The 25,010-nt window shown below is 32.9% G+C and carries 17 protein-coding genes; 2 read left to right on the forward strand and 15 right to left on the reverse strand.

The features are described from left to right. Positions 1–16 precede the first annotated feature (16 nt). The 9 genes from QMA06_RS08390 to QMA06_RS08430 all read right to left on the reverse strand — a co-directional run bounded on the left by QMA06_RS08390 (position 17) and on the right by QMA06_RS08430 (position 18,266). Complete coding sequence (locus QMA06_RS08390; protein WP_290206418.1) at positions 17–2,161, reverse strand: GH92 family glycosyl hydrolase; 2,145 nt, start codon at positions 2,159–2,161, stop codon at positions 17–19. Between the two features lie 138 nt (positions 2,162–2,299). After that, on the reverse strand, positions 2,300–3,877 hold the full coding sequence (locus QMA06_RS08395) for a DUF4998 domain-containing protein (RefSeq protein WP_290206419.1): 1,578 nt from the start codon (positions 3,875–3,877) through the stop codon (positions 2,300–2,302). A 21-nt stretch (positions 3,878–3,898) separates the two neighbouring features. Further along, on the reverse strand, positions 3,899–5,116 hold the full coding sequence (locus QMA06_RS08400; RefSeq protein ID WP_290206420.1) for a DUF5000 domain-containing lipoprotein: 1,218 nt from the start codon (positions 5,114–5,116) through the stop codon (positions 3,899–3,901). Between the two features lie 28 nt (positions 5,117–5,144). Then, positions 5,145–7,073 carry a RagB/SusD family nutrient uptake outer membrane protein gene (locus tag QMA06_RS08405; protein WP_290206421.1) on the reverse strand — a complete coding sequence of 643 codons (1,929 nt, stop codon included), beginning with the start codon at positions 7,071–7,073 and terminating at the stop codon, positions 5,145–5,147. Positions 7,074–7,083: 10 nt separating this feature from the next. Continuing rightward, positions 7,084–10,296 (reverse strand): SusC/RagA family TonB-linked outer membrane protein, encoded by a 3,213-nt coding sequence (locus tag QMA06_RS08410; RefSeq protein WP_290206422.1) that lies wholly within the window; start codon positions 10,294–10,296, stop codon positions 7,084–7,086. Between the two features lie 1,033 nt (positions 10,297–11,329). Continuing rightward, entirely contained in the window at positions 11,330–12,376 is a 1,047-nt protein-coding gene (locus QMA06_RS08415; protein WP_115816073.1) for a serine hydrolase domain-containing protein, read from the reverse strand. Between the two features lie 155 nt (positions 12,377–12,531). Continuing rightward, positions 12,532–13,764: an adenylate/guanylate cyclase domain-containing protein gene (locus tag QMA06_RS08420; protein ID WP_186844063.1), complete on the reverse strand. Its 1,233-nt coding sequence runs from the start codon at positions 13,762–13,764 to the stop codon at positions 12,532–12,534. A 318-nt stretch (positions 13,765–14,082) separates the two neighbouring features. After that, on the reverse strand, positions 14,083–17,376 hold the full coding sequence (locus QMA06_RS08425; protein WP_186844064.1) for an ABC transporter permease/M1 family aminopeptidase: 3,294 nt from the start codon (positions 17,374–17,376) through the stop codon (positions 14,083–14,085). A gap of 2 nt (positions 17,377–17,378) precedes the next feature. Continuing rightward, positions 17,379–18,266 (reverse strand): ABC transporter ATP-binding protein, encoded by an 888-nt coding sequence (locus QMA06_RS08430; RefSeq protein ID WP_186844065.1) that lies wholly within the window; start codon positions 18,264–18,266, stop codon positions 17,379–17,381. A 208-nt stretch (positions 18,267–18,474) separates the two neighbouring features. On the opposite strand from QMA06_RS08430, the gene QMA06_RS08435 reads away from it, so the two are divergent. After that, positions 18,475–19,269, forward strand: a complete 795-nt coding sequence (locus tag QMA06_RS08435; protein ID WP_186844066.1) for a sensor histidine kinase — start codon at positions 18,475–18,477, stop codon at positions 19,267–19,269. Beyond that, a complete protein-coding gene (locus QMA06_RS08440) occupies positions 19,266–19,967 on the forward strand; it encodes a LytR/AlgR family response regulator transcription factor (RefSeq protein ID WP_186844067.1) in 702 nt (233 codons plus the stop codon). The genes QMA06_RS08435 and QMA06_RS08440 overlap by 4 nt, the downstream gene beginning before the upstream one ends. 112 nt (positions 19,968–20,079) lie before the next feature. On the opposite strand, the gene QMA06_RS08445 is transcribed toward QMA06_RS08440, so the two are convergent. The 6 genes from QMA06_RS08445 to QMA06_RS08470 form a co-directional block, all read right to left on the reverse strand. Further along, the gene (locus QMA06_RS08445) at positions 20,080–21,477 is read right to left on the reverse strand and encodes an alpha/beta hydrolase family protein (protein WP_290206423.1); all 1,398 of its coding nucleotides are present in this window, start codon (positions 21,475–21,477) and stop codon (positions 20,080–20,082) included. A gap of 121 nt (positions 21,478–21,598) precedes the next feature. Continuing rightward, positions 21,599–22,051, reverse strand: coding sequence for a hypothetical protein (locus QMA06_RS08450; RefSeq protein ID WP_290206424.1), 453 nt, complete (start codon positions 22,049–22,051; stop codon positions 21,599–21,601). 102 nt (positions 22,052–22,153) lie between these two features. Next, positions 22,154–22,810, reverse strand: coding sequence for a hypothetical protein (locus tag QMA06_RS08455; protein WP_186844070.1), 657 nt, complete (start codon positions 22,808–22,810; stop codon positions 22,154–22,156). After that, positions 22,794–23,285, reverse strand: a complete 492-nt coding sequence (locus tag QMA06_RS08460) for an RNA polymerase sigma factor (RefSeq protein WP_186844071.1) — start codon at positions 23,283–23,285, stop codon at positions 22,794–22,796. Before QMA06_RS08460 ends, QMA06_RS08455 begins: the two co-directional genes overlap by 17 nt. Positions 23,286–23,350: 65 nt before the next feature. Next, positions 23,351–24,049, reverse strand: a complete 699-nt coding sequence (locus QMA06_RS08465; RefSeq protein WP_290206425.1) for a LytR/AlgR family response regulator transcription factor — start codon at positions 24,047–24,049, stop codon at positions 23,351–23,353. Then, the gene (locus QMA06_RS08470) at positions 24,046–24,999 is read right to left on the reverse strand and encodes a sensor histidine kinase (RefSeq protein ID WP_052823525.1); all 954 of its coding nucleotides are present in this window, start codon (positions 24,997–24,999) and stop codon (positions 24,046–24,048) included. The genes QMA06_RS08465 and QMA06_RS08470 overlap by 4 nt, the downstream gene beginning before the upstream one ends. Positions 25,000–25,010: the final 11 nt, after the last annotated feature.

Genomic DNA, 25,010 nt, shown 5'->3' on the forward strand with positions numbered 1-25,010 from the left:
GTCAAGGTTTATTTTATTAATTATAGCTAGGTGAAATTGTGTTTTTTGCCCAATTTTTATTCGGCTTTTTAGCGGTTTTGAAATCTAATTCGCCACCACTTTTAATATCTTTCCAGTCTAACCAAGGTGTTTTTTGTTTTTTGCCGTTAAATTTTAAAGATTGAATATAATGCTGGTTTGTTGATCCTCCAGTAATTGTAAATTTCCCATCTGGAAGACTTAATGTTATTTTTTCAAATTGAGGAGCGTTTATAGAGAATCCTGCTACACCAGGAATCATTGGATATAAGCCCATTGAAGCATAGACATACCAAGCTCCCATGGTACCTAAATCATCATTACCTGGCAAACCTGTTGGTTTACTCGTGTACATCTCATCAAAAATTCGGTGGATTACTTCTGAAGTTTTATAAGGTTCATCTGTCCAATTATAAATCCATGGCACTTGGAAATCAGGTTCATTACCTGCCGCAAACCAATCCTCGTCATAAGATGCATCTAGTCTTTTAAACAAAATATCTAAACGATCTTCAGCAACTTCATTTCCACCAATAGTATCAATCAGTCCTTTTAAATTATAGGGCACCATCCAGAAATAGTTTTTATAAGTTGCTTCACGCCAATCGTGTTCAATATCCTTCCATTTTCCATTAGGATATCTAGAATTTAACCAGTTATTTTTTGGATTATAAATATTCTTCCAGTACTGAGATCGCTCTATAAAAAAGTCGGCATCCGCTTTATTGTCTAGTGCTTGCAACGCAAACTGCCCAATGGCAAAATCAGCAGATGTATATTCTAACATCATGGATGCAAAAGTGTGCCCATCTCTTATGTATTCCGTTAAATGTGGTCTAATTTCTTGGTTTTGCGAACGTAATAAAGGAATAGTTGCTCCACGTTTCATGTGTTTATAAGCATCTTCTAAATTAAAGTCAGTGGCGCCAAAAGCATAAGAATTAGCAATAAGTATTGCCGTTGGATCCCCTTGCATAATCCCAGTTTCGATATTCGCTAAAATCCAACGACCGTAACCTCCACTTTGATCGGCAAAATCGACCAACGATTGCATCATATCACTACTTTCTTTAGGATATAACATGGCCAATAATTGGGCTTGCGTTCTGTAGGTATCCCAAACACTGAATGAGCTATATTGCGCTGCGCCCTTAGTTTTATAAACCTGAAAATCAGCTCCCATATATTCACCATTAACATCGCTAACAATATTTGGATGAATTAAAGCGTGATATAAGTGCGTATAAAACTGAACGGACCGATCTCTATTAGGTGTTTCAATAGCTATTTTAGACAAGTTTTCATTCCAAACATTTTCTGCATTGTTTTTATAGGTTTCAAACCCACCTTCAAGCTTACTGGCTTTTAAATTTTCCTTAGCATTTTTAACCGATACAAAAGAAATTGCAATTCTATAGTTCACTTCCGAATTATCCTTTGTATTGAACGTGAAAAAAGCTCCGGAATTTTTACCATAGCCGTGCAACGATTCTTTTAAAAGTGCATTGCCAATCCACGTGCCTTTTGTTTTAGCCTCTCTATCGAACTCAATCGCAAAATAGATTCTATAAGGTGTTTTAGTTCCACAAAATTCCCCTCCATCTGCAAACCCTTCACAGGTTTTGTTAGATGTAATTTTAATCATGGCATTTTCTGTGAACGTAGAGCTGATACCAGATCCGATAATTACAGAACCTTGGTCATTATCATCGTTAAATTTAAATTTCGCTATACCTGAACGTGCATTTACAGTTAGTGCTGCTTCAGTTTTATCTTCCATAGTAACGGATAAAAAACCTGCATGCGCCTCATTAATAGTTTTATAAGGTTTAAAACCTTCCATATTATCTGGAGATTTCTCTATGGTTCCGTTTAATGGCAATACGGGTACATTTCCCATATGAGGGCAGCCTGCTCCACTCAATTGATTTATAACAAAACCTTTTTGCGGTGAAAAAAAACTGGGTGTAAACTGAACCATCCCAAACGGATAAGAAGCGCCAATGTAATTATAACCACAGCCCAAACCACTGCCTTGAGAGCCAATTTCTGTATCAACGAGCTGCGCATATTGTTGCGCTTTTATAGTTGCGCAACTAAAAAATAGTACGGTAATGACAGTGCATAAATTTAACGATCTCATAAAAATATAAATGTTTAAATACTTGTTTTTGAACAGTTTTATAGCACCCGAAAGGTTTATTAAACCTAACAGTTTAGCTTATATCAGTGCAATTTTTTAAAGAAAATTGCACTGATTATTAAAATTTTAATACATGAATTATTCTATACTCAGCATTCTCCACTCACTTAGTTGAAAGAGTCCGTCCCCATTGTTTGCTGTAATAGATATGCGATAATATTTATATGGTGTTGTAGAATTAAAAGTGTATTCTTTGGTTTCGTTTCTTTCAGCGAAGGTCTCATCTGTTCTGGTATCTAGATCTGTCCAAGTTGTTCCGTCATTTGAACCTGATAATGTCCAGTTTTTAGGATCTCTACCTGCTGCATCATTTCCTGACGTTAAGGTATATCGATTTGAAATTGCTGCATTAAAAAATTCTTGTTGTATCCAAAAATCTGTAGTGTAATTAAAAATTAAGAACTTAGTGTTGGTATCGCCATCAACGACTTTTAATGAACCTTCAGCTCCACCAGAACCATCATTATTTTCAATGTTGACCGTTAGTGCTGTTAATAAATATTCTGTAAAATCAATCTGTGGAACATCTCTTTCATATAATCTCCATTCACTTAATTGGAATAGTCCTTCGCCATTGTTTGCGGTTATAGACATACGATAATATTTATATGGCGTTGTAGAATCGAAAATATATTCTTTAGTTTCATTTCTACCAGAAAAGGACTCATTTGTTCTGGTATCTAAAGTGGACCAAGTTACTTGATCATTAGACCCAGCTAATGTCCAATTCTTTGGATCTCTACCAGGAGCATCATTTCCAGACGTTAAGGTATAGAAATTCACAACCCCTTCGCTAAGAAGTTCTTGTTGCATCCAAGAATCTGTAGAATAATCATACAAGTATTTAGTATTTAAATCTCCATCAATGACTTTTAATGAACCTTCAGAAGCCTCTGAACCTCCTCCGTTTTCATTACTAACACTAATTGTAGCGGCAAGCGTCCAATCTTTATTCAATCCGGACGTTGGTAAAGGTATTGGCAACTGATCTTGAACTACGTTTAAATCTACTGTATCAAAACCATTATCACCAGAAATGATTGTAGAAATAATTTCAATATTACCTTCAGGTTTCCAATTTTCAATTAAAGTTGCAGAACTCTCTGGATCTACAACAGCTTCCGTCATCGTATCATCATTAGTTTCATAACGAACTAGTGTAGAAATCACGTATTCAGATTCTGCTTTATTGGCCCAAATAATAGAATCTCCAACTGCCGTCATTCTAAAATCTACAATCCTTCTTGCGGATTGTGCGTCAATGAAGACATCACCATAAGCTCTACCTGTTACGGTTTGCAGTACGGATTGATTGTTATTATTGTCCGTTGTATAAAGCTCAAACTCATAATTCTTTTCAGCTAAATTTTCAATGATGATTTCAAACTCTTCACCTGCATTCTCATCAATTGTGAATACTTGTGATTCATCTTCCCAAGTTACTGTAGCTTCACGAGAATTCCCCAAGTATTGCGTAAGTCCAAGAATTTTAACTCGGTTAAACCCACTGCTGGTTTCAAGTGAATCTAATTTACCAGCATACACTTGTTCTCCATTGAGATATTCTTCGTGAATAGAATCCATATCGTCACAACATATCATAGCAAAGCCTGCCATTAAAGCCATCACATATAATTTTAAAAATCTTATATTCATAATGTTTGATCTATTTATTAGTTATTCTGCGATTTCGCCCCAAAAAGACAGCTCTCCAATTACCGTATTGTCTATGTTACCCCAATTTTCAAGAATTTCGAAACGGATATATCTAACTTCAACTAAATTATCTACATCAAATTCAAAATCTTCACCTTTACTTTGAAACTCTCTATCTTCAGCTGTAACTTGACCAACTGGCAATCCTGAAGGTTTAAATGATTCGCACTGTTTTAACAATGTCCAACCTTCATTAGGGCTTGCGGAATTATAAGGTGGAAGGTCATTAACATCCGTAACTCCATAAACATTGAAAATCTTAGGGTTACCATGTTTATATATTTCTTCTCCTGTACGTTGAAATAATTTGAAACGACTAAGTTTTACATTAACACCTAAATCTATCGTTAAATAATGAGGAAGTGGTGTTGTACCGTTGGTGTGTCCACCATTCCATTGGCTATTAGATACATTGTCCCACATTTGCGTTTCGCCAAAAACATCATTATCATGGTTAAAATCTTTATCGCCTTGTAGTGTAAATATTGAGAATAAGGTTTTTTCTAAATATTCATCTGGAATAGGTGTTACTTCAAAATATACTTTTTCAGAGACATTTTCCCAACGGTCTTCAATATATACCGCGAATTCAGTAAGTACAGCTGGGTACCCTCTAAAAGTATAATCCCCATCCGCTTGACTAGTAAAGAAAGATTCTCGATATACAAATTCACCTTGTGTTTCATCAAAAACTTCAATATTAATGGATACCTCAGCTTCTAAAGGATTTTCGAAAGCTATATTGATTCCACCATAAGCTACTTCACCCACTAAAGTTGGAAAAATAAGTTGTACCGGTGGAGTTAGAGGTGAGATTTCGACATTTGTTGGTGCAGAAAAATTTTCACCACGATCAACAGCATTAAGTGTAACATTGTATTCCCCAACTTGACCGAAACCTTCAATAACCAACGAATCTATTACTTGAGACACTCTCACTTCTCTAGACCTACCTCTATCATCGTTAAAACTTGCTTTAACATACAATAAGTCCACGTCTGCAGGTGGAGTGTAATAAATAACAGCACCACCTGGTCTATTGACAACATTATCTACAGTTACCACACCTGGTGCATCTCCATCCGAGCCATAGGGCCCGTGAGAATCTTCGGCTTGACAGCCATAAATAATTAATGTTAATACTGCAATAAATACTGTAAGATTAATATACTTTTTCATATCTATAATTTTTATTTTTTACTAACTATTACCAACCTGGACTCTGAATTAAATTAGGGTTTCTAAGGATTTCATCTTGACTGATAGGCCATAAATAATCCTTAGTCAGGAAATCTCTGAAATAAATATTTTTTACCTGATAAAATGCATCAGTGTCCGCCCCATTAATATTCCAACCTCTAATTGGTTTATTAAAATACTCACCTGCCATTTTCATTCTTCTAAGATCCCAATATCTTTGACCTTCAAAGGATAACTCTATACGTCTTTCTTGTCTGATAATATCTCTCATTCCTTCCTGAGTGGTAGGCTTGCCTGGATTATTAGAATAGGTTGCCCATGTTGTTACTAAATCTGAACCAACATCTAAACCTGCTTTACGCCTTACTTTCTGAATGTATTCGTAAACCTCTGCATTAGGTGACCCATTAACCTCATTAGCAGCTTCTGCATGCATAAGATATAAATCACTCAATCTTATAATTGGAAATGTATAGCCCTCTACAGCCACATTGCCATCGACAATAATATTCTCATAATTTATTAACTTTTTAGTAAAGTAACCTGTTATTGAATAGATTTCAGCACCAACTTTACCAGAACGTTCACCTGCCTTTGCATTTAGCGCAGGGATATTTTCGATATCGTCAGTTTCTAAGGAAAACCACTTTCCACCATCAAACCCAACTGAGGCATAAAAACGAGGTTCTCTATAAGTATGCAATTTGGCTGTTTCTGCATCGTTTTGTATATAATACTTATGATCTTCAGCCATATCATCAGTTACTGAAACCACATCATAACGCTGACCATAGTCCCAGCTTGTATCCTCATCAATAGGGACTCCATTAACCGTATAATAATCTTCGACCATATTTAGAGTTGGAGCATGAGATTTTTTAGTAAAACCATATAGTTCTGAATGATCACTTGTCCAACGTGGTTGACACCAAGCTTGTAAATCTCCTGTCCAGTTTCTATCAACTCCCCAAATTTGTTCACGATTGAAACGGTCCGTAATAGTTGCACGTTGCGTTAATTCTTCACGTACTTCTTCACTAAGCTGACCAATTGGTAATAAGTCAGTAAATTCATAAAGGCCATGACCTGAAGATTCGGCCGTTAAAATAGCATCGAGACAAGCATCTCTTGCAGCCACCCATTTATTTGCATCATAAGATTGGTTAACGAACGGTGTTCCATCTTCATCAATAAAACTAGCAAAATCGGTATTACCATTAAACAGTGGACTAGCCGACAACATTAGTGTTTTTGCTTTAATTGCTTTAGCTGCAGGTAACGTTAAACGACCATAATCGGTATTAATTGATGTTATATTCTGAAATAAGTTATCGCTCTCTATAACCTCATCCAATAAACCTACAATATAATTTACGACATCATCTACGGAATCTCTTCTTACTTGTGTTTCTCCCGCACTAGCATCAACAGGCACATTTACATCTGTAATGGGTATTGGACCATACATACGTAATAACCAAAAATGATAAAAAGCTTTTAAAGTTTTAACTTCGGCAATCCATCGGTTTTTTTCAATTGTAGTCAATCCAGGTATATCTGTTAAGTTTTCTAGAAAAATGTTACAATCTCTAATAGCAACGAACATATTGTTAGCACCTCTGCCTCCTCCCCAATAATTTAGGTAAGGATTTGTAGAGTTTTGCAACCCTTTGGCCAAGCGAAAACTTGTTTCATTAGTAACATAAAAGTCATTTTCAGTATAATACCATACCTCATCACCTGCCAGCATTGCAAAATTCTGTTCAATATTTGCATGATGCGGCACATAACTGTAACATGTTGCTAAAAACTGTTCTGCAGTAGCTCTATTATTAAAAACAATTTCTATAGTCGCCAAATTATCTGGAACAACCTCTAAATAGTCGCTACAACTTGACATTATAATTATTAATACAACTGCGATATATTTTCTCATTTTTCTTTTTTTAGAAATTAATATTTGCACCTAAATTAAACACTTTTTGAATTGGATATCCTAAACCATTTCCACCCATTTCAATGTCCCATAATTTAAAAGAACTAAAGGTTAGAAGATTAGTGCCACTTAAATAAACCCTCATACTATTTATACTTGCTTTTTTAAATAAATCGTTCTGATTCAAAGTATAGCCCAATTCCACCGACTTTAATCTTAAGAACGCTCCATTTTTTAAAAACCAAGTACTACGTCTGTTATTATTATCTACAACTTGATCTGACAATCTTGGCCATTGTGCGTATAAATCTCTATTATCTTCAGACCAATGATCATCTGCCCAAACTTGCAATAAAGCATTATTACCAATTCTATTGTTCCAATCACCATCTTGATTGTCTGAATCATTTATATCTATAAAAGGTGCTGTTTTATAAGCATCAATAAAAAATGATGATCGTGCTGATCCTTGAAAAAAGAAAGAAAAATCGAAACCTTTATACCCTGATGACACTCCAAATCCATAAATAATTTCTGGTGTAGTTGGATGCCCAATTGCCACTTCATCATTAGTGTCAATTACACCGTCATTATTGATATCCTTATATTTTATATCTCCTGGAAGATAATCTCCAAAGGTTTGTAGAGGCGAATTTGCAATATCAGCATCATCGACAAAAAGTCTTTCTGCTATTAATCCATATGGTTGATCGAGATTATTACCTACCCTAGATTTCCATGGCAACCCAGCACTGTCGTAATCTAATTCTTCAAAAACGTCAAATTTATTTGTTGCATAAGTAAAGTTTGCTCTTGCCGAAACCCAAATTCCGTTACTAAAGCTATCGTTATAATCTACCGCTACCTCAAACCCGCTAGAGGAAGCCTCACCGACATTTGCTCTTAATGGAGCTTGAAGCCCTAATGAAGTCGGAACTTGCGAACGATCCATTAATATGTTAGATCTGTTTTGCCAAAAGAAATCGGCTTGTATATCAACTTTATTAAAAAGACCTACTTCTAACCCTATATTAGTAACTTTTGCTACTTCCCAAGTAATTTGATCATTTGGGTAACGATTGATACCTATACCTGCAATGGTATTGTTATAATTTTCACCGAAAGACACACTTCCACTATTTGTATTTACCTCAGAAATATAGAAAAAACGATCAGCGTCACTACCAATGGCATCATTACCCACTATACCATAGGTTGCTTTTAATTTTAACTTGGATATTTTATCTTCGAGAGATTTCCAGAATTTTTCATTAGATACCATCCATCCGGCACCTGCAGAAGGGAAGAAACCAAAACGTTCATTCTTTGCAAAACGCTCAGACCCATTATAACCGAAATTAAACTCCGTGAAAAACCGATTATCATACGCATAAGTAAATCGACCTGAAAGACCGATGTTGCGATATGGTAAGGATTTTTGTAAGGTGCCAGCATTTGCAAATTTTTCTTCTCTCATTATACCTACCAATAAACCACCTACGGCGTGCTGCTCATTGAAAGTTCTGTTGTACGTAATTGCTCCTTCACCGTAAAACGATGTCGTTATCGTTTTATCACCTTCATTATAATTTAAAAACTCGGTTCCACCTTCTGGATTTAACTCGGATAAAGTGTATTGATTAATACCAGCATCATAGCTCCCTATAGAATAGTAATATGGATTATAAAATCTATTTATATTAAAGAAAGATTTTCTTGTAGTATTTCCAAGTACTCGCAAATCGAGACCTTCAGTTACAAAACCTAAATCTTGCTCAATTTGAATAGTAGCCAACAGTGAACTTCTACTTTCATCTTTATAACCTTTAACCATATCTGCATAACCATTTAAATATTCTCCATTTCTTCCTGAATTTCCAAAAAGGATGTGCTCCGTATTGGCATAAGCAAGGTCTGGTGCAAAATATTTAGGGTATAAAACTGGATTGGTTTGTAAAGCTTTTCTATACAAATTTTCACCGCTGTCTATTGGACCGTTATAATCATCAAAATTTCCATTAAATCTAACAGATACTTCAGTGGTATTTGTAACGTCGATATTTACGTTAGACCTTAAAGAAATTCGCTTAAATTTAATGTTATTGTTAAAATCATTTCGTTTATCTACTTTTAATATTCCATTATCAGAGTTTATTGTACCAGCTAAATAATAGCGTGCGACTTTACCACCACCACTTAAATTCAAGTTCAATCGATCATTAATTGTGTTTTCGTCAAACATTTCATCTAACCAATTAACTGCAGGATAGACATTTTGATTACGATTTGCCTCTTGAGTAATTCTAATTTTTTCTAATGAATAAATTCGATTACCCAATGGGTCTCTGGTAGAAACGGCTTCATTATGCAATTTCATGTAGGTGATAGGATCAGCAATATCTAAAGATCTCGTTGGCATTGACAATGAAGTTTCATATCTTATATTCAACTTAGCTTTTCCTTCTCTTCCTTCCTTTGTAGTTACCAGAATGACTCCGTTCGCCCCTCTTGCCCCGTATAATGCTGTAGCTGTTGCATCCTTCATAATAGAGAAACTTGCTATATCATCGGGTTGAAGACGCGCTAAATCTGTAGTTGTTAATTCTATATTATCGATTAAAATTAAAGGCGATTTTTTATAACCAAAAGTCGTTACACCTCTAATAAAAAATTCTGCGTTGTCACGACCTGGCTCACCACTACGTTGATAAGCAACTACACCAGATAATCGACCTGCTAATGCTGTTGTTAAATTACTACTGGCTATTTTTAATTCTGACGGATTAATGGTAGATACAGAACCAATAACACTAGCTTTTTTCTGCTTACCGAAAGCCACAACCGTTACTTCATCTAACTCATCCGGATTCTCTTGTAAAGTAACATTAATTGTTTCTTGACCAGTGTAGACTACTTCTTTAGTTCTCATACCAACATAAGAAAACACAAGTGTTTGACCATTAGCAACCACAATGTTATAGATACCGTCAAAATCAGCACTCGCACCAGCGGTTGTCCCTTTTATAAGAACATTACCTCCAGGCAGAGGAGTACCATCAGCTAAAGAAATGACACCAGTTACAATATTTTTATCTGTTTGTGAGTAACCAATGGTAGACGCCATTAGCAACAAGAGCAACATAAACTTACTTAACACTCTAGCTTTACCTAGCGCACCTTTGTAAGTAAAAACTCTAAACGAGTTGTTTAATTTGTTCTTCATAAAGTTAAATTAATATTAGTTGGTTATTACGTTATTGCAAATAAATTCTAAATTCAAAAGGAAAAGTTAAATCTTCAATATTTTTTAAAAACTTATACTTTAATTCAAACTAACTAGCCCAAACAAACAGAAAATATCGCTTTGCAACGACGTAAATATAATTCGATGAACTTAAGTTGTAGATTAATTGCGGATTAAGTACCGATTAAAATTGAGATAATTCTATTAACCTCAATGGATATAAGCTTTAACAAACACTTATATCATTGAGATAGACATCTAAAAATCATCAAAATGGTTCTAAAGCTTACAATTTTAAGCGACAAACCTTCCATTATTCTGAAGTTTTATCGCATTTTTCTTAGAAATAACGTCTTCTTTCATTATAAAGATTTTATCTAATTAAAAATTAAAATGGTTATAATAAAGAACAACTACAACCATCAGAAAAGATAAAAATTTAACGTATTTGAGCATAGCGTTAAATTATTATTACTATTATAACAAGTTTCGTTGGTTTCTTAATTCATCCAAAATGCTTACTTATTACAAGGGAATTTTTTGCTTGACTTTACCTAAGGCATTTTTATATTTTAAAATTTAAAGAGGGAGTTTATTTAGGCGATTGAAAACTTTAATTAAGTAAAAAAAGTGACTAGTGCACTGTTAGCAGTTATGACAATGCTAAATCGGGAACTGAGGGTAAATGTGCGTGAATATTTTTGAAATAAAAAAACCAGTAAATTCAAAAATGATTGAAAGTACTGGTTTTACTGGTGACCTCGAAGGGACAGAGTTCAAACTTTTTGAAGGAAGATATCGACTTAATTATCTCAAAATCAATATAAATCAAAACTCACCCTTATTACTTCGAACCCAAGAGTTTATTAGAATTGTTAATTTTGATTTTATTTTTGTAATCACATTGTCGTACAGTAATTTCTAAAAAAATCAAATATATGGTTGTTGAAATTGATAATGCTCAAGGGATAAAGTGGTTCTCGTTATAAATTGATATTCGTTAAAGCCTGTATTATTTTGCTCTATTTTCCTCAACAATTCTAACCACTCTATTTATCATTATTTCTGACAAATTCCACAGTAATAAATCCTCATCAGTTGTATTATTAAAAAGAATTACTACAGTGTCTATATTGTTATGATATTCTGTAAAGCTCTGATATCCTGGAACCCATCCAGAATGTTCATATTCATAAATTTCAGAATAGATTTTCCGTTCTCGTTCTTTGAATATAGAACCATCGTTTAATGCTCTCAAAAATATACCAACATCTTCCGCAGTAGCCAGCATACCGAATTCTTTCTCTTTTAAATCAGGTTCATAGCCAACGTAGTAACCACTCATCACATCCTCTATATCTACCTCGCTTAACGAGAAGAATGTATTATTCAGTTCGAGTGGTACTAAAATTTGCTCTTTGATATATTGATGATGATTATACCCCACCGTATTGTCAATAAGTAAACCAAGGAGTAAATAATTTGTATTTGAATAGCTATAGTCTTCTCCTGGTTCAAACAGCGCGGGTGTATCCAATACTAATGCTAACGATTCCTCAGCACTATCAGGTGGGTTTTCCCAGTAACCTCCACTGTCTGTAAAATTTGGAATCCCGCTTCGATGTTGTACCATCATTTTTAGAGTTATTCTATCTGCATTTTCAATCCTACCTAGCAATTCAGGGAAATAATCAGCAAGGGTTTTATCTAGTGACAATCTGTTATCATTAACCAACTTAGAAATGGAAACCGCTACATATAACTTGCTAATACTAGCTATTTTAAATAGTGCATTGGGTTTAGCAGGTATTTTATGTTCTCGATTGTGCCAACCACCTGTATAAAATTCTGGTTGTTTCCCTGCCTCATCTACATAAACAATCATACCATCCAAACCGTGACTTATTGCTTGGTCAACTTGTTCTTGAACAGTATCTGGCAATGGTAATATCCAAGCTTTCACTAAAATCCAAGGCACAAACCACAAGGAAATTGCAGTACCTGTGAACAAGGCTATCCTGATTATAATTTTTTTATTTCGTTTTTTAGAATTAAGCATAGATAGTAAAGTTATAATTATTGCTCATTTTTAGGAAGTATTATTCGTAACACAGTTCAGAAAAGTTCAGGGTTTCAAAGTTTATGTTTGGAAATATGATCCTATTATATGCAACATAAAAATACTATTTGTTTTCTTGATTAATTTTATGCGTTTTAAGTTTGATTCAGAAAGTACATGTCCAATTTCCCTTTTCCCTTTGCATGGATCTTTCCACGAGAAATACACGAAAATTCATTTTTAATCAGTTTATAGGTGGATGAAGATATATTGATTTTACCTACTTCACCTGCAGATTCCATCCTGCTGGCGGTATTTATCGTGTCTCCAAAAAGGTCGTATGCGAACTTCTTCTTGCCCACAACCCCTGCTACTACAGATCCAGAATGTATACCAACCCTCATTCTCCATTTTATGACATGGCTTTGATTTCTCTCCTCAAGATAGGATAGCATCTTTTGTGCGGCTTTGATGCAGTTAGTAGCATGATTTATCGTTTCTTTTTCAAGGCCACACGCTGCCATATACGCATCACCAATCGTTTCAATTTTTTCTACTTTCGTTTCTTCCATAATTTCATCGAATCGACCAAAAATATCATTGAGTTCATTGACTAAAGTGATTGCTGACATGGACGCCACAAGATTTGTAAATCCTTCAAAATCAGTAAACAGGACAGTAATATTTTTGTGTCTTTTTGGAATTGTTTTACCGCTTTCTTTTAAGTCTCTTATTATGTTTGCGGGTAATATATTGTGCAGAAGATCATCTGATTTTTTCTGTTCAACCATTAAAGATTCCTCAGATTGATCTATTAAAATAGACATACTTGCTATTAGTATGAAGCAAATCAATGCAGTAATACTGATATTAACTATTTGTGATATATAGGGATCTAATCCTCCAAAATGGGATTTTATATTTGATTGAAATATTACTGTAGCAATCAACGTTAGGCAAGCTAGAATACTAAAGACATGGGCTATATTCCTAGCCTTACGAGGAAAAGTCATATATGGCAGAATAATAATTAGGAAACAAACAACTCCAACTCCTGAGGAAAACCCTAGCAAGTAAAGAAATAAGAGAACAGACATATAAGATGCTAGAATAAGCCAAACGGAAGCCAGGACTCGTAACCCTTTCCAATTGAAAATTAACGCCATTAGAAACATTAATCCCAAAAAAGTATTACTTCCGTAAATTATTAATGCGTCTGTCAAGAATAATGCAATTAGCATCCAAGTTACATTATAAACTACACCTAAAAGAGATGCAATATTCGTAACACGTAAATATCTGAGTTCAGTTATAGAAAAATTGTACTCAGCGCCAATATCGACTATTCTTTGAAAGAATCTAGACTTGTTTTTATCATAAATTGACATAAATGCTTTTCAAGTTTTATGAATTGTTAATGTCTTTATTATACGCAAGTAAGTTAACCTTTTTAGCGTTAATTTCTCGATTTTTAGAAGGTCAAAAATTGCAGATTTTCTTTATTCTTTTGTGAAAATGGTAGCATACCTCTCCTTATTGATCTAAACATATGGTGGTTCGTTTTATTTTAAGCTTAGATATGTTCTTTCTTTATTATAAATGTGTTCCGCTTGTTTGATCATCTTCTTAGCTAACGTAAGATTTTTAATGGTTTGCCACAATAAGCACAGGTTTTATGCTTTTATGAGAAGTTGATTTATTTAACCTTAGTGATTTTTTAATACACCCACAGATTCAAAAAGCTCCTCGATGATATGCTGGAGATTGCTTGGTGTAACTGCTCTGAAATACTCTAGTAAGTCTTGAGTTGTCGCATATCTATCAGTCTGCATTTTTAGTTTGCCGTTTTTTGTATTCCAATCTTCAAGAAAATATTTTAATGCTAAATTCACATTCTCTTCGCCAATTGCTTTTTGAAATTCGTACATATTGATTGCTCCTTTTGCGTAATAGACATAATCTTGATTTTCTACGAGAGTAAGAGATGGTTCTTTTTTACTTTCTTGTTGTATTCCTTCTTTATATTTATCCATTTGAAGCGCTAAAAACTGTTGCACTTTTTCTTCGGAATAATGTTGCTTTAAAACCATCAATGCTGCATATTGAGATAAGGTTTCTAAGACCATCAATTGTCCTTGTACATTTGCAGCTTCCACTTGCATACCAAACCATTGGTGAGCTACTTCATGCGCAGTCACATAAAAAGCCATATCAACATCTTTTTCGTCATCTATATCTAACACAAATCCAATAGATTCTGAAAATGGAATAGTTCCAGGAAACGATTGTGCAAATGTTGCATAACGTGGAAACTCCATAATACGTAGTTGCTGGTATTGATAAGGACTGAAGTTGTTACTACAATAATCTAATGAAGCTTTCATAGACTTCATCATTCTATCGATGTTATATTCATGTCCTTTTTGAAAATAAATTTCAAGGTCGACAGGCTCAGTAATCCCCTTATTGCTTGTCATCCATTTGTCTTTTTTAATTTCATAGTCAGCAGAAACTATTGCGTAAAAATTAATAATAGGGGTATTTGTTTTATAGTGAAAATAATTACGATTATTTTCTGTCCATTCCTGCAATAAATCTCCAGGAACCAAAGCCGTTTGATCTTTGGATGTACCAATAATCATTTCAAAATTAATACCATCAGAATCACCACCAGATCTTGCATTGACTAATTCTTTAGGGTCATCTATTTTAGCTTTTTTAGATCTCCTTGATAAGTTATGATCTCGTCGTTCATCTTCATCTTGAAGTTCATATTTTTTATTGTAACCCAAGGTTGGAAACTGTTCATTGTTGAAAAATGTACCATTGTAAACTATATTGGTATTAGAACGACCTTGCTCAAAGCCTTTGGTTGTAAAACTTTGCTTAAAATACATTTTTACAGAATCACCAGGTTGTAAAGCTTTCTTCAGGTTAAAAATTGAATAATCAAACTTTTTATATTGATGATTCGTCGTAAAACCACCTTCGAAAGCGATACTGTCTATCGTAACATTTTCTTCGAGAAGTTTTTGAATATGGATGGATTTTATGTTTTCAATTGATGTGTTTTTTAACATATAATACCCTTCTACTGTGTAGTCTCGTTTAGAAGGATATAGCTCTAATTGTAAGTTTAAGTCTACTATTTTTGGTTGCGTTATATATTCAAATTGTTTCAATTCTTTTTCATACGCTACTCTAAATTCAGTAGCTTCAGAATTGCTCCAATATTCATTTAAAATATTCGTATTGTAAAATATAAACCCTCCAATAATTATAAAAGCAAAAAGAATGATGTCAGTAAACTTTATGAGTGGCTTGCTGAACTTATACTTAGCAATTCTTGTTCGTTTTATTAAATTGGTTTCATTTCCTCTAACAGCGACTAAAGATCCTATGATTAATAAAAGGATTCCGAAAAGAAACCAATACAATTTAATGAGTAAATAGGGTTGTAAAAAATGCCCATAACCATTCATCTCTGAATAAGCACCTAAGGAACTTCCTCCAAAAAAGTGTAAATCATGATCAAACCCCAACACGGCAATAGCTACATTGACAATACTAAATACAATCACCAAAATGATACCTACAAACTTATTATTCACTAAAGATTGTATGAAAAACGCTAAGCAAGTAAAAATGGATAATAGGGGTAGAATTTCTAAAAAGAATCCATTAAAATACACTTGCAATTCATAGTTATAATAGCCACTTAGCGTTTGGAATAATATCCCTGAACTTATTAAAGCAAGTATTAATACGACATAAATTATGTTTAATCCAATAAACTTTCCAGCTAACCTTACAAAACTTGACATGGATGTAGCATCATAAATTAAATTCAACTTCGCACCTCTTTCTTTCCACACCAATTCTCCTGAATAAAAAACAAGGATGATGATAAAGAAAAAATAAGAGGTTTCCTGAAGTTCCTCAACTATAAAATAGGTTGCAGGATAACTATCAACTCCATATACCGTTCCAAGATTTACAGAATTGATTAAGATGATAATCATTCCGCAAATAACTATTCCCCAAAATGATGGTTGTTTAAAAATACTTATAAAATAAAACCACGAAAACTCTTTTAATTGTGTCCATTTAGATTGTAAACCATATTGTTTTTTAGCTTTAGGAATCATCACATCACCAACTAAATTAGTACTTTTATCTACCAGCTTTTGAACTTGCTTTCGTTTTGATTTCTTTTCTTTAACCAGATTGAAATTGAATTTTTTATATCCATAGATTAATGCGATAACACCTAATAAAACCCAAAATAATTTGTTGTATAACAAGGCACTAATAAATGGAAGTTCTTGAGTGCTCTTTTCTAAGACCGACCAAGTTTTTGTAATATAGGTTGTTGTTGTTAATGAAAATGGATCAAAAATAGCTTGCCAGAAATCATTAGTAATTGCTTTGGTTAACAAAAACACCACAAACAAAATAACACCCTGAGTGTATACAACTACTAAATTTCTAGTTAAAGCTCCAGTTACAAAAAACAATGATGCACCAAAAAACAACGTTGGTAGCGTTACCATTAGAAAGGTCTTCATATAAACAAATGCATTAAAAGCCAATTGATCATCTGGACTATTCCAGGGCATAAATTCACCCAACATCATACCCAAAATAATTCCTGTAAATACAAACAGCAAAACAGTAAATGCGCCTAAAAACCGACCAATTAAATAATCTCTTTTTTTGATTGGTGTAGAAAATAGTAATGATTCTATCTCATACTCAAAATCTCGCAACACAGAAACGCCCATAATCATTGAGGCTAAAATCATAAAGAATCCGGTTATAGCTCCCATTGTTTTCGCTATGACTACGGGTGAATTTCTTTTCATTAGACCTAATTCAGTACCTTGAAAAATAAAATCTACACCAACAATTGAAAACAGAAATATAAATAAAAAGAATACATAAGTGTCTGGTCGTTTAATTCGATATTGAATTTCGAACTTAAAAATTTCATACCACATAATTAAATAGATTTAGTTTTAGTTCTATTGAAAATTTCTGAGAAATACACATCTTCTAATTCTGCATTAATGGCTGTAAATCCATCTCCAGGATTGATCTCGCTTATTATATGAATGGTTGGTTTACCAAGAAATAATCGTTCACTGATGACCTGATAATTTTCTTTATATAGGTTCAATTCTGATTTCTCGATTGTTTTTTTATAGACTTTATCTTTTAGGCCTTCTAGTATCTGCAACGGCTGCCCTTTTAAGCATACTTGACCTTGATTAATAATGGCCATATTTGTGCAGAGTTCTTTGACATCGTCAACAATATGCGTAGATAAAATAACCACAGTATGTTCTCCGAGCTCGCTTAAAACATTGTAAAAGCGATTGCGTTCTACAGGATCCAATCCTGCTGTTGGTTCATCTACAATAAGTAACTTCGGATTGTTAAGTAAGGCTTGTGCAATGCCAAATCGTTGCTTCATCCCACCAGAAAACCCTTTCAGATTTTGTTGTCGCACGTCATATAAATTGGTTTTATACAAAAGTGCTTTCACTAATTCTTTACGTTCGTTTTTATTGGTGATGCCTTTAAGCACTGCGAAATGATTGAGTAATACTTCTGCCGATATTTTTGGATACAAGCCAAATTGTTGCGGCAAATACCCTAATACCTGTCGCAATTCATTTTTTTGTTGTAAGACATCGATGTCTCCAAGAACAATGGAACCAGAATCGGCTTCTTGCAGTGTTGCAATAGTTCGCATTAACGTAGACTTGCCTGCACCATTTGGGCCTAATAGACCAAACATCCCTTTTGGTATATCAAGTGAAATGTTTTGTAAAGCTTTAATCCCGTTTGAATACGTTTTTGATAGATTGTCAATTCTGAGTTCCATACTGTTCATTTTTTGATTGATTGAGACAAACATATAAGCGTTTTTAGCCTTTAAAAAGTGTTAGTGACACAAACACATGCATTAGTGACAAACACATTTTTTTAAGGTATAAAGACACCTCAAAACACATTTAGGATTGTTTGTCACTGATGAGATACTGTTTGTCAACTTATTTGTCTGAGGTGTTTTATTTAATTAATATTGAATTATGAATTTTAAAATACCAGAAAGAAAAAGGAAAACTATCAAGCGGTTATATAAAATAGCGCTGGTTATTATAGGCTTAGCCATCGTCATTTTTAATGACACTTTTGGAAAACTAGAAGGGTTTGTAGAATTTATTGCATTGTACTTTATCCTTGTGTTTATTACCATTGCACATTGGCTATTTAAACAAATCAAATCACTAATAAGATTGAAGAATGAAAAAGTAAAAACAGAATTAATGCATTTAAAGAGTCAAGTGAATCCACATTTCTTTTTTAATATGCTTAATAACCTTTATGGATTAGTGGATAAGGATTCTAAGAAAGCTCAAGAGCTCATTCTAAAACTTTCTGATATGATGCGCTATAGTATTTATGATGGCGAAAAAGACAGGGTTTTACTGTCTGAAGAAATAGCTTATCTCGAGAATTATATTGAACTTCATAAAATGCGTTATCATAAAGCGATTGATATACAATTCAATATTGAAACAAACGACACTAATTATGAGATTATGCCACTTCTTTTCATTATTCTTTTAGAAAATGCCTTTAAGCATGGTGTGGAAAATTTAAGAGAAAATGCTTATGTTCATATCACATTAACAGCGCATAATAGTGAATTGACCTTTGAAATAGAAAACAATTTTGATGAAACACAAGATAACCCTGAAACAGGAATTGGATTAAAAAACCTAAAACGACGATTAGAATTGGTATATCCAAAAAAGCATACCTTAACAATTTCCAAAACAGATACCATCTATAACGCTACATTGAATATTAAGGGCTTATGATTACATATATCATTATAGACGACGAACATATTGCACACGATATTATAAAAGGCTATTGTGATATGCTACCAAATTTAGAATTCAAAGCAGATTGTTATGATGCTATAGAAGCTATTGACTACTTAAGCAAACATGATATAGATCTCATTTTTTTAGATTTGAATATGCCTAAATTAAAAGGATTTCAATTTTTAAAAACCTTATCATCTCCACCAAAAGTTATTGTAACCACTGCGTATAGTGAATTTGCGATTGAAGGCTACGAATTAAACGTTGTTGATTACTTGTTAAAACCGTTTAGTTTTGAACGCTTTTTGAGTGCTATTAATAAAGTGACCTCTTCTGATACCAGTACAATAAGAAAAGAAAGTAAAGAGACTATAAAACCTGAAGGACAACATATTTTTTTAAAACAGAATAATAGTCATATTCAGGTAGATGTAGATGATATTCTATTTATTGAAGCCTCAGGCAATTATACCAAAGTTGTTACGAGTACTAGTACTATCAGCATTCGAGAAAAAATATCGGATACCATAGAACTGCTTTCTGATAATGATTTCATACAAGTTCATAAATCATTTGCGGTTGCAAAAAAGCACATCTTTAGAGTAGAAGGAAATAGAATTTATATGGGCGATCATGTTGTACCTATTGGCAAGCTATATAAAACAAACATTAATCAATTATTGAGGTAATTGCTATTGCCATGTCAATATATAATCTAGTCTGAAAATTCGTAAGGATTTTCATGAGTAGGTGAGTACTAGCAATGAATTACTCAAGAGGTTACTACAAGTATTTTATATCTTATTTCAGATGTTCTATTACCCATTTTTTTATTTCGTTCAATGCTGTTGGGGAAAATGTTTGTTCTATTTTTCTATATTCATCCATCTTTCCAGTTTCACACTCCTGAAAGAAGTGGTTTAAGTTTTCTAATTCCACTATTTTATAATTTTTATTCTGGCCTTTGATTAGTGCTTGTCTTATAGCTTCTTGATTAATTTTTGCATTTACTTGCGTGTCTTTACTGCCATTTAATGACAACACTGGAATTTGTAATTTTTCAATTTCATCAGCAGGATTGTATTGTAAAAAATAGCGTGACCAAGGTTGTAAACTTGTTTTAAGTTGGTTTTCTATAAATGCATTGATATTCTTTTCTGGTACGTTTAATGATGTTAAAATGGGTCTTAAAAACTCATTATAATGAGTTGTCAATTCGATTTTAATTTCTGTTTTACTCTTATTAGAGATTACAATTGCAATCGCTTTTCTTGTGTTTTTTTCATAAGCCACCTCATCTTTAACAGGAAATTCTCTCAATGTTTTAGATTGCATTACAGATAGTTCTGTTCCCGAAATTCCGGTAGAAGCTAATAACACCATAAAAGCGACATCTTTAGAGTTGTTAGCCGCTAGAGGTGCGATAATACCACCTTCACTATGACCAATCAAACCTATATTTTTAATATCTACATCGTTTCTAGTTTTTAAGTATGCGATGGCACTCAAAACGTCTTTGGAAAAATCTTCTGTGGTTGCTTTACCAAAATTTCCTGTAGATTCTCCAACTCCACGATCATCAAAACGCAATACGCCAATGCCTTGTCTTGTTAAATAATCTGATAATACTAAAAAAGGTTTGTGTCCCATAAAACTTTCATCTCTGTCTTGTGGACCACTTCCGCTAATTAAAATTACTACTGGAAATTTTCCGTTTTTATTGGGTAAGGTTAAAGTACCTGCTAATGTTATGTTGGCTTCATTATTTTTAAAAATGACTTCTTCTTCATAATAAGGGTAGGGTTTTACAGGTTCCTGCGGCCGTTTCGAATCCTCTATTTTTATAGTTCCTTTTTTTAAGTTTAGGACCATTTCTATGCCACCTTCCTTGTAAATACCTTCAAATTGTTGTGCTTCAGTATTAAAAACTCCTGTATAGTTCATTCCAACATTAGAGCCATCAATAATTAGCTTTCCATTTGTAAAAGTTGTAGCTGATGGTTTGATGCCAGCAATTCTAAACGTTGGAACATCCATAGTAGTTGAATACGTAGCGTTTTCTTGTTTTATATTAAAAACAAAAGTGATTTCTTTATCGCCTCTTTTGGTTGTTCCGTTCCAATGTCCTGAAATATCTTGAGAACGTGCACTAGTAATGGCGAGTAAATTTAAAAGTATGATAATTGTTAATGTTTTCATGTTCGTTAAATTTTGATTGGTGATGTCTAGGCCAAATTTTCGTTAGCCTTGTGGTATTAAAAAATAGTATTACTAATTTAGTAATCGAAGCTATTTGAAGAGAGATTTAGTTAGATTTACTTTAGAGCACGTTTCCAGCTTCTTTAGCTTGAGCATCCTTACGGCGACCTATTAATGCGCCAATAAATAGTCCCATACAAATGCCAACGGAAATCCCTAAAGACCTTTCAAAACGCTCACCTATTAGAATTCCAGCTATAACTCCGAATAACATTCCTAAAGTTACACTCAGGTTTGTATAGTATCCTTGAGAAGTCAAGGAAAAGGTGTCCTTTAAATAGGTCTCAAATTTACTCAGTGCGTTTTTAAAGAATTTTTTTCTATTGTCTGGATTTGAGTTTAGTTTTAAGCTATCCAGTTCCATTTCTATAGAATGAATTTCATTAGCGGTAAATGCTCTATTTTCTAATTTTTTAAGAATCTCAATAAATTGAGTATAAATCTTAATTTCAGATTTTTTAGAGGATTCAGTTTTTAAACTTTCAAAAAAGTTAATTGCATTTAATAGTGTCATAATTTTTACTGTTTTCTTGGTTAGTGGCCCAAACCAAAAAATATTACACCAAAAATTTATTTATTTTAAAAAATCACACTAAAACACCTTATATTCAGGTGTTTAGCTTCTTAAACTTTCTATATCTGTCATCAATTCTTCTAGTTTTTTGAATAGTCTTCCATAAACGATGTTTAAATCCCATTTATAAATTCGACCTCCAACAAGGAATAGCAAAACCAAGATGACTGCCACGATAACAATTCCGATGAGTGGGATTCCAAATATTAAATAGGTATCTGGAAAACCAACAAGTATTTCATTTACAAGTCTTTCACCTAAAGGCATGCCTTCGGCATCTTTAAACCAAAAGCCTAAAACCAATGACATGAATATAATTGGATACAAAAACCTTGAAAATCTCTTGTTGATAGATACCTGTTTGTTTATCCATTGGTTAAATGCTTTTAAGTATTGATAACTGCTAATACCTATATCGATTTTCTCTAAATCGTTTAATAACCTCTTATTAATAACAACAAGAACTGAAAGAGTAACAAAAAATATGATACCTGTTATGGGAATTCCTATAATGAAAGAGACGACTAAAAAAGCAAACGAGAATGCCACAATGGCAATCAAATTTATTTTAAACATTCTTTTAAATTTATCAATGATATGAATTGATTTTTGGTTGTAAAGATTGTTTATTTTTGGGACTACTAGTGCGTCGCTCTTGAGAAAACCTTCTTTCCAAATGTTTTCAATTGATTTTTCCATCTAATAATTTTTTTAATCTAGTTTTAATTCTTTTAACACGTACACCAATATTATTTGGGTTCGTTCCTATAATTTCAGCAATTTCCTTTTGCGATTTTTCTTCCAAATAAAGCATGATAACGGCTCTATCTATTTCCGATAGTTTTCTTATGGCATCATATAATAAATTTAGAGATTCGTCTGAAAACGCGTAGTTGTTTTCGGTTTCTTCAGCAGTTATAGAATCAGACACAAAATGCTGAACATTGTTTTTCTTTTTCTTAAGTAAGGTTAAACAGACGTTTAATGAAATGCGATACACCCAAGTGCTCCATTGCGATTCTTCGCGAAAATTGTCCTTACTCCTCCAGATTTGTAAACACACTTCTTGGTAATAGTCTTCAAAATCTTGTTGTGAACTGGTGTAAGCTCGACATAATTTGATAATTATTCCTGCGAATGGTAAAATGGATGTGTTGTAAAAATCGCTACTCAATAGTGTTGTTTTATTGGTTGGTGGCTTAAATTAGGAATTATTACAGGTTAATGTCAAAATTGATTTTATTTTATTAATCGATTTACATTAAGCTTATACATTTTTCCTATTGGAATTTTGTGATTCCTTAGATGTATTCTATTACCTTCAATTAATTCTATTTTATCTATTGAGATAATAAAAGATTTGTGAATCCTTATAAATTGTGTCTCTGGTAAATTATGTGTAAAGGATGTTAGCGTTTGATGAGAAACAATCACTTTATCAACCATATTAATCTTTACATAGTTTCCATAGGCTTCTAAAAACAGAATGTTCTTTAACTTTATCTGGTAGTATTTTTTATCTTCCTTTATAAAAATCTTAGTGTCTTCTATGGTTTCCGTATTTTGTATTGGGCTGGCTTTAATTGATAATGCATCGGAAACTTTACTAACAGATTTTACAAAACGACTGAAATTAAATGGTTTTAATAAATAATCGTCAATATTCAATTCATAACCTTCTAAGGCAAATTCCTTGTAGGCTGTAGTAATGATAATTTTTGGCGGATTAGAAAGTGTTTTTAAAAACTCTAAACCAGAAAGCTTTGGCATATTTATATCTAAAAAAATAAGATCAATAGAATGCTTATTTAAATAGTCTAGGGCTTCAAAAGCATTATAACAACTTTTTTGGAATGATAGATAAGACAAATTACTCGCATAATCTTTAATATTATCATGAGAGGCAGTTTCGTCGTCTACAATTATATATTTTATCATTTCTTATATATATCTAATGTTGTTGAATAGGTGTTTTCTTCAATTTTATTATACAATTGATGTGTGTTTGGATATAATAAATTTAAGCGATCTTTTAAATTTTTGAGCCCAATACCTTTGTCTTCTGATGATTCTTCAGCATCATAATTGTTTTTAACTGTGAAACTTATTTTATTTTCATCTTCAATAAGTTGTAAATGAACAAATGCATTATCTGTTGCTTTTTCAATGCCATGTTTAAAAGCATTTTCTAGCAAGATAATGAATAACAAAGGTGCCACTTTTGTTTCTGGATTTTTAATTGATTTTTCAAAATTCACATCAATGTCTTTATGGTATCTGGCAGTTTGTAAATCAATAAAATTTATTAAATAATCTATTTCATCTTTTAACTGCACGTTTTCCTTTCCGCTATCGTAAATAGTGAATCGCATTAAATCTGATAATTTTAGGACATAGTCTTGAGCTGCATCAGCATCCTTTTTTATTAAGGCATACAAATTGTTAAGTGTGTTAAAGAAAAAATGAGGATTTATTTGATTTTTTAATAGCATCAATTCGGCTTCTAATTTATCCTTTTTAAGTTTTTGAATACTTTTTCGGTATTCGTAGGTCCAATAGAAAATTAAATAAGCAACTGCAATTGCTAAAAGAATTCTTACGCTATTCTTTAGAAAGCCTCCATCTAAATCTGTAGTAGCATCAATAGCAAATATTAAAAGCGGAATACTTATTCCTAAAAAGAGATATTTTAATCGAAGGTTAGAAGTCCCAAATTTTATTTTTTCAGTTTGAAAGAGATAATTCAAAAGGGTGTAAAAGACTACTAAACCCAATGAACTTGAAAGCACTGCGAATATTTCGCTTTGAGCGTTTCTTAAGATTAGCATCAAAATAATAATGATTACAGATAGAACTGCTGCTGCTTTATAAAGTTTTTTATGTGTCATGATTTTAATTT

This window comes from Winogradskyella bathintestinalis (genome assembly GCF_030407435.1).
GTDB lineage: Bacteria > Bacteroidota > Bacteroidia > Flavobacteriales > Flavobacteriaceae > Winogradskyella > Winogradskyella bathintestinalis.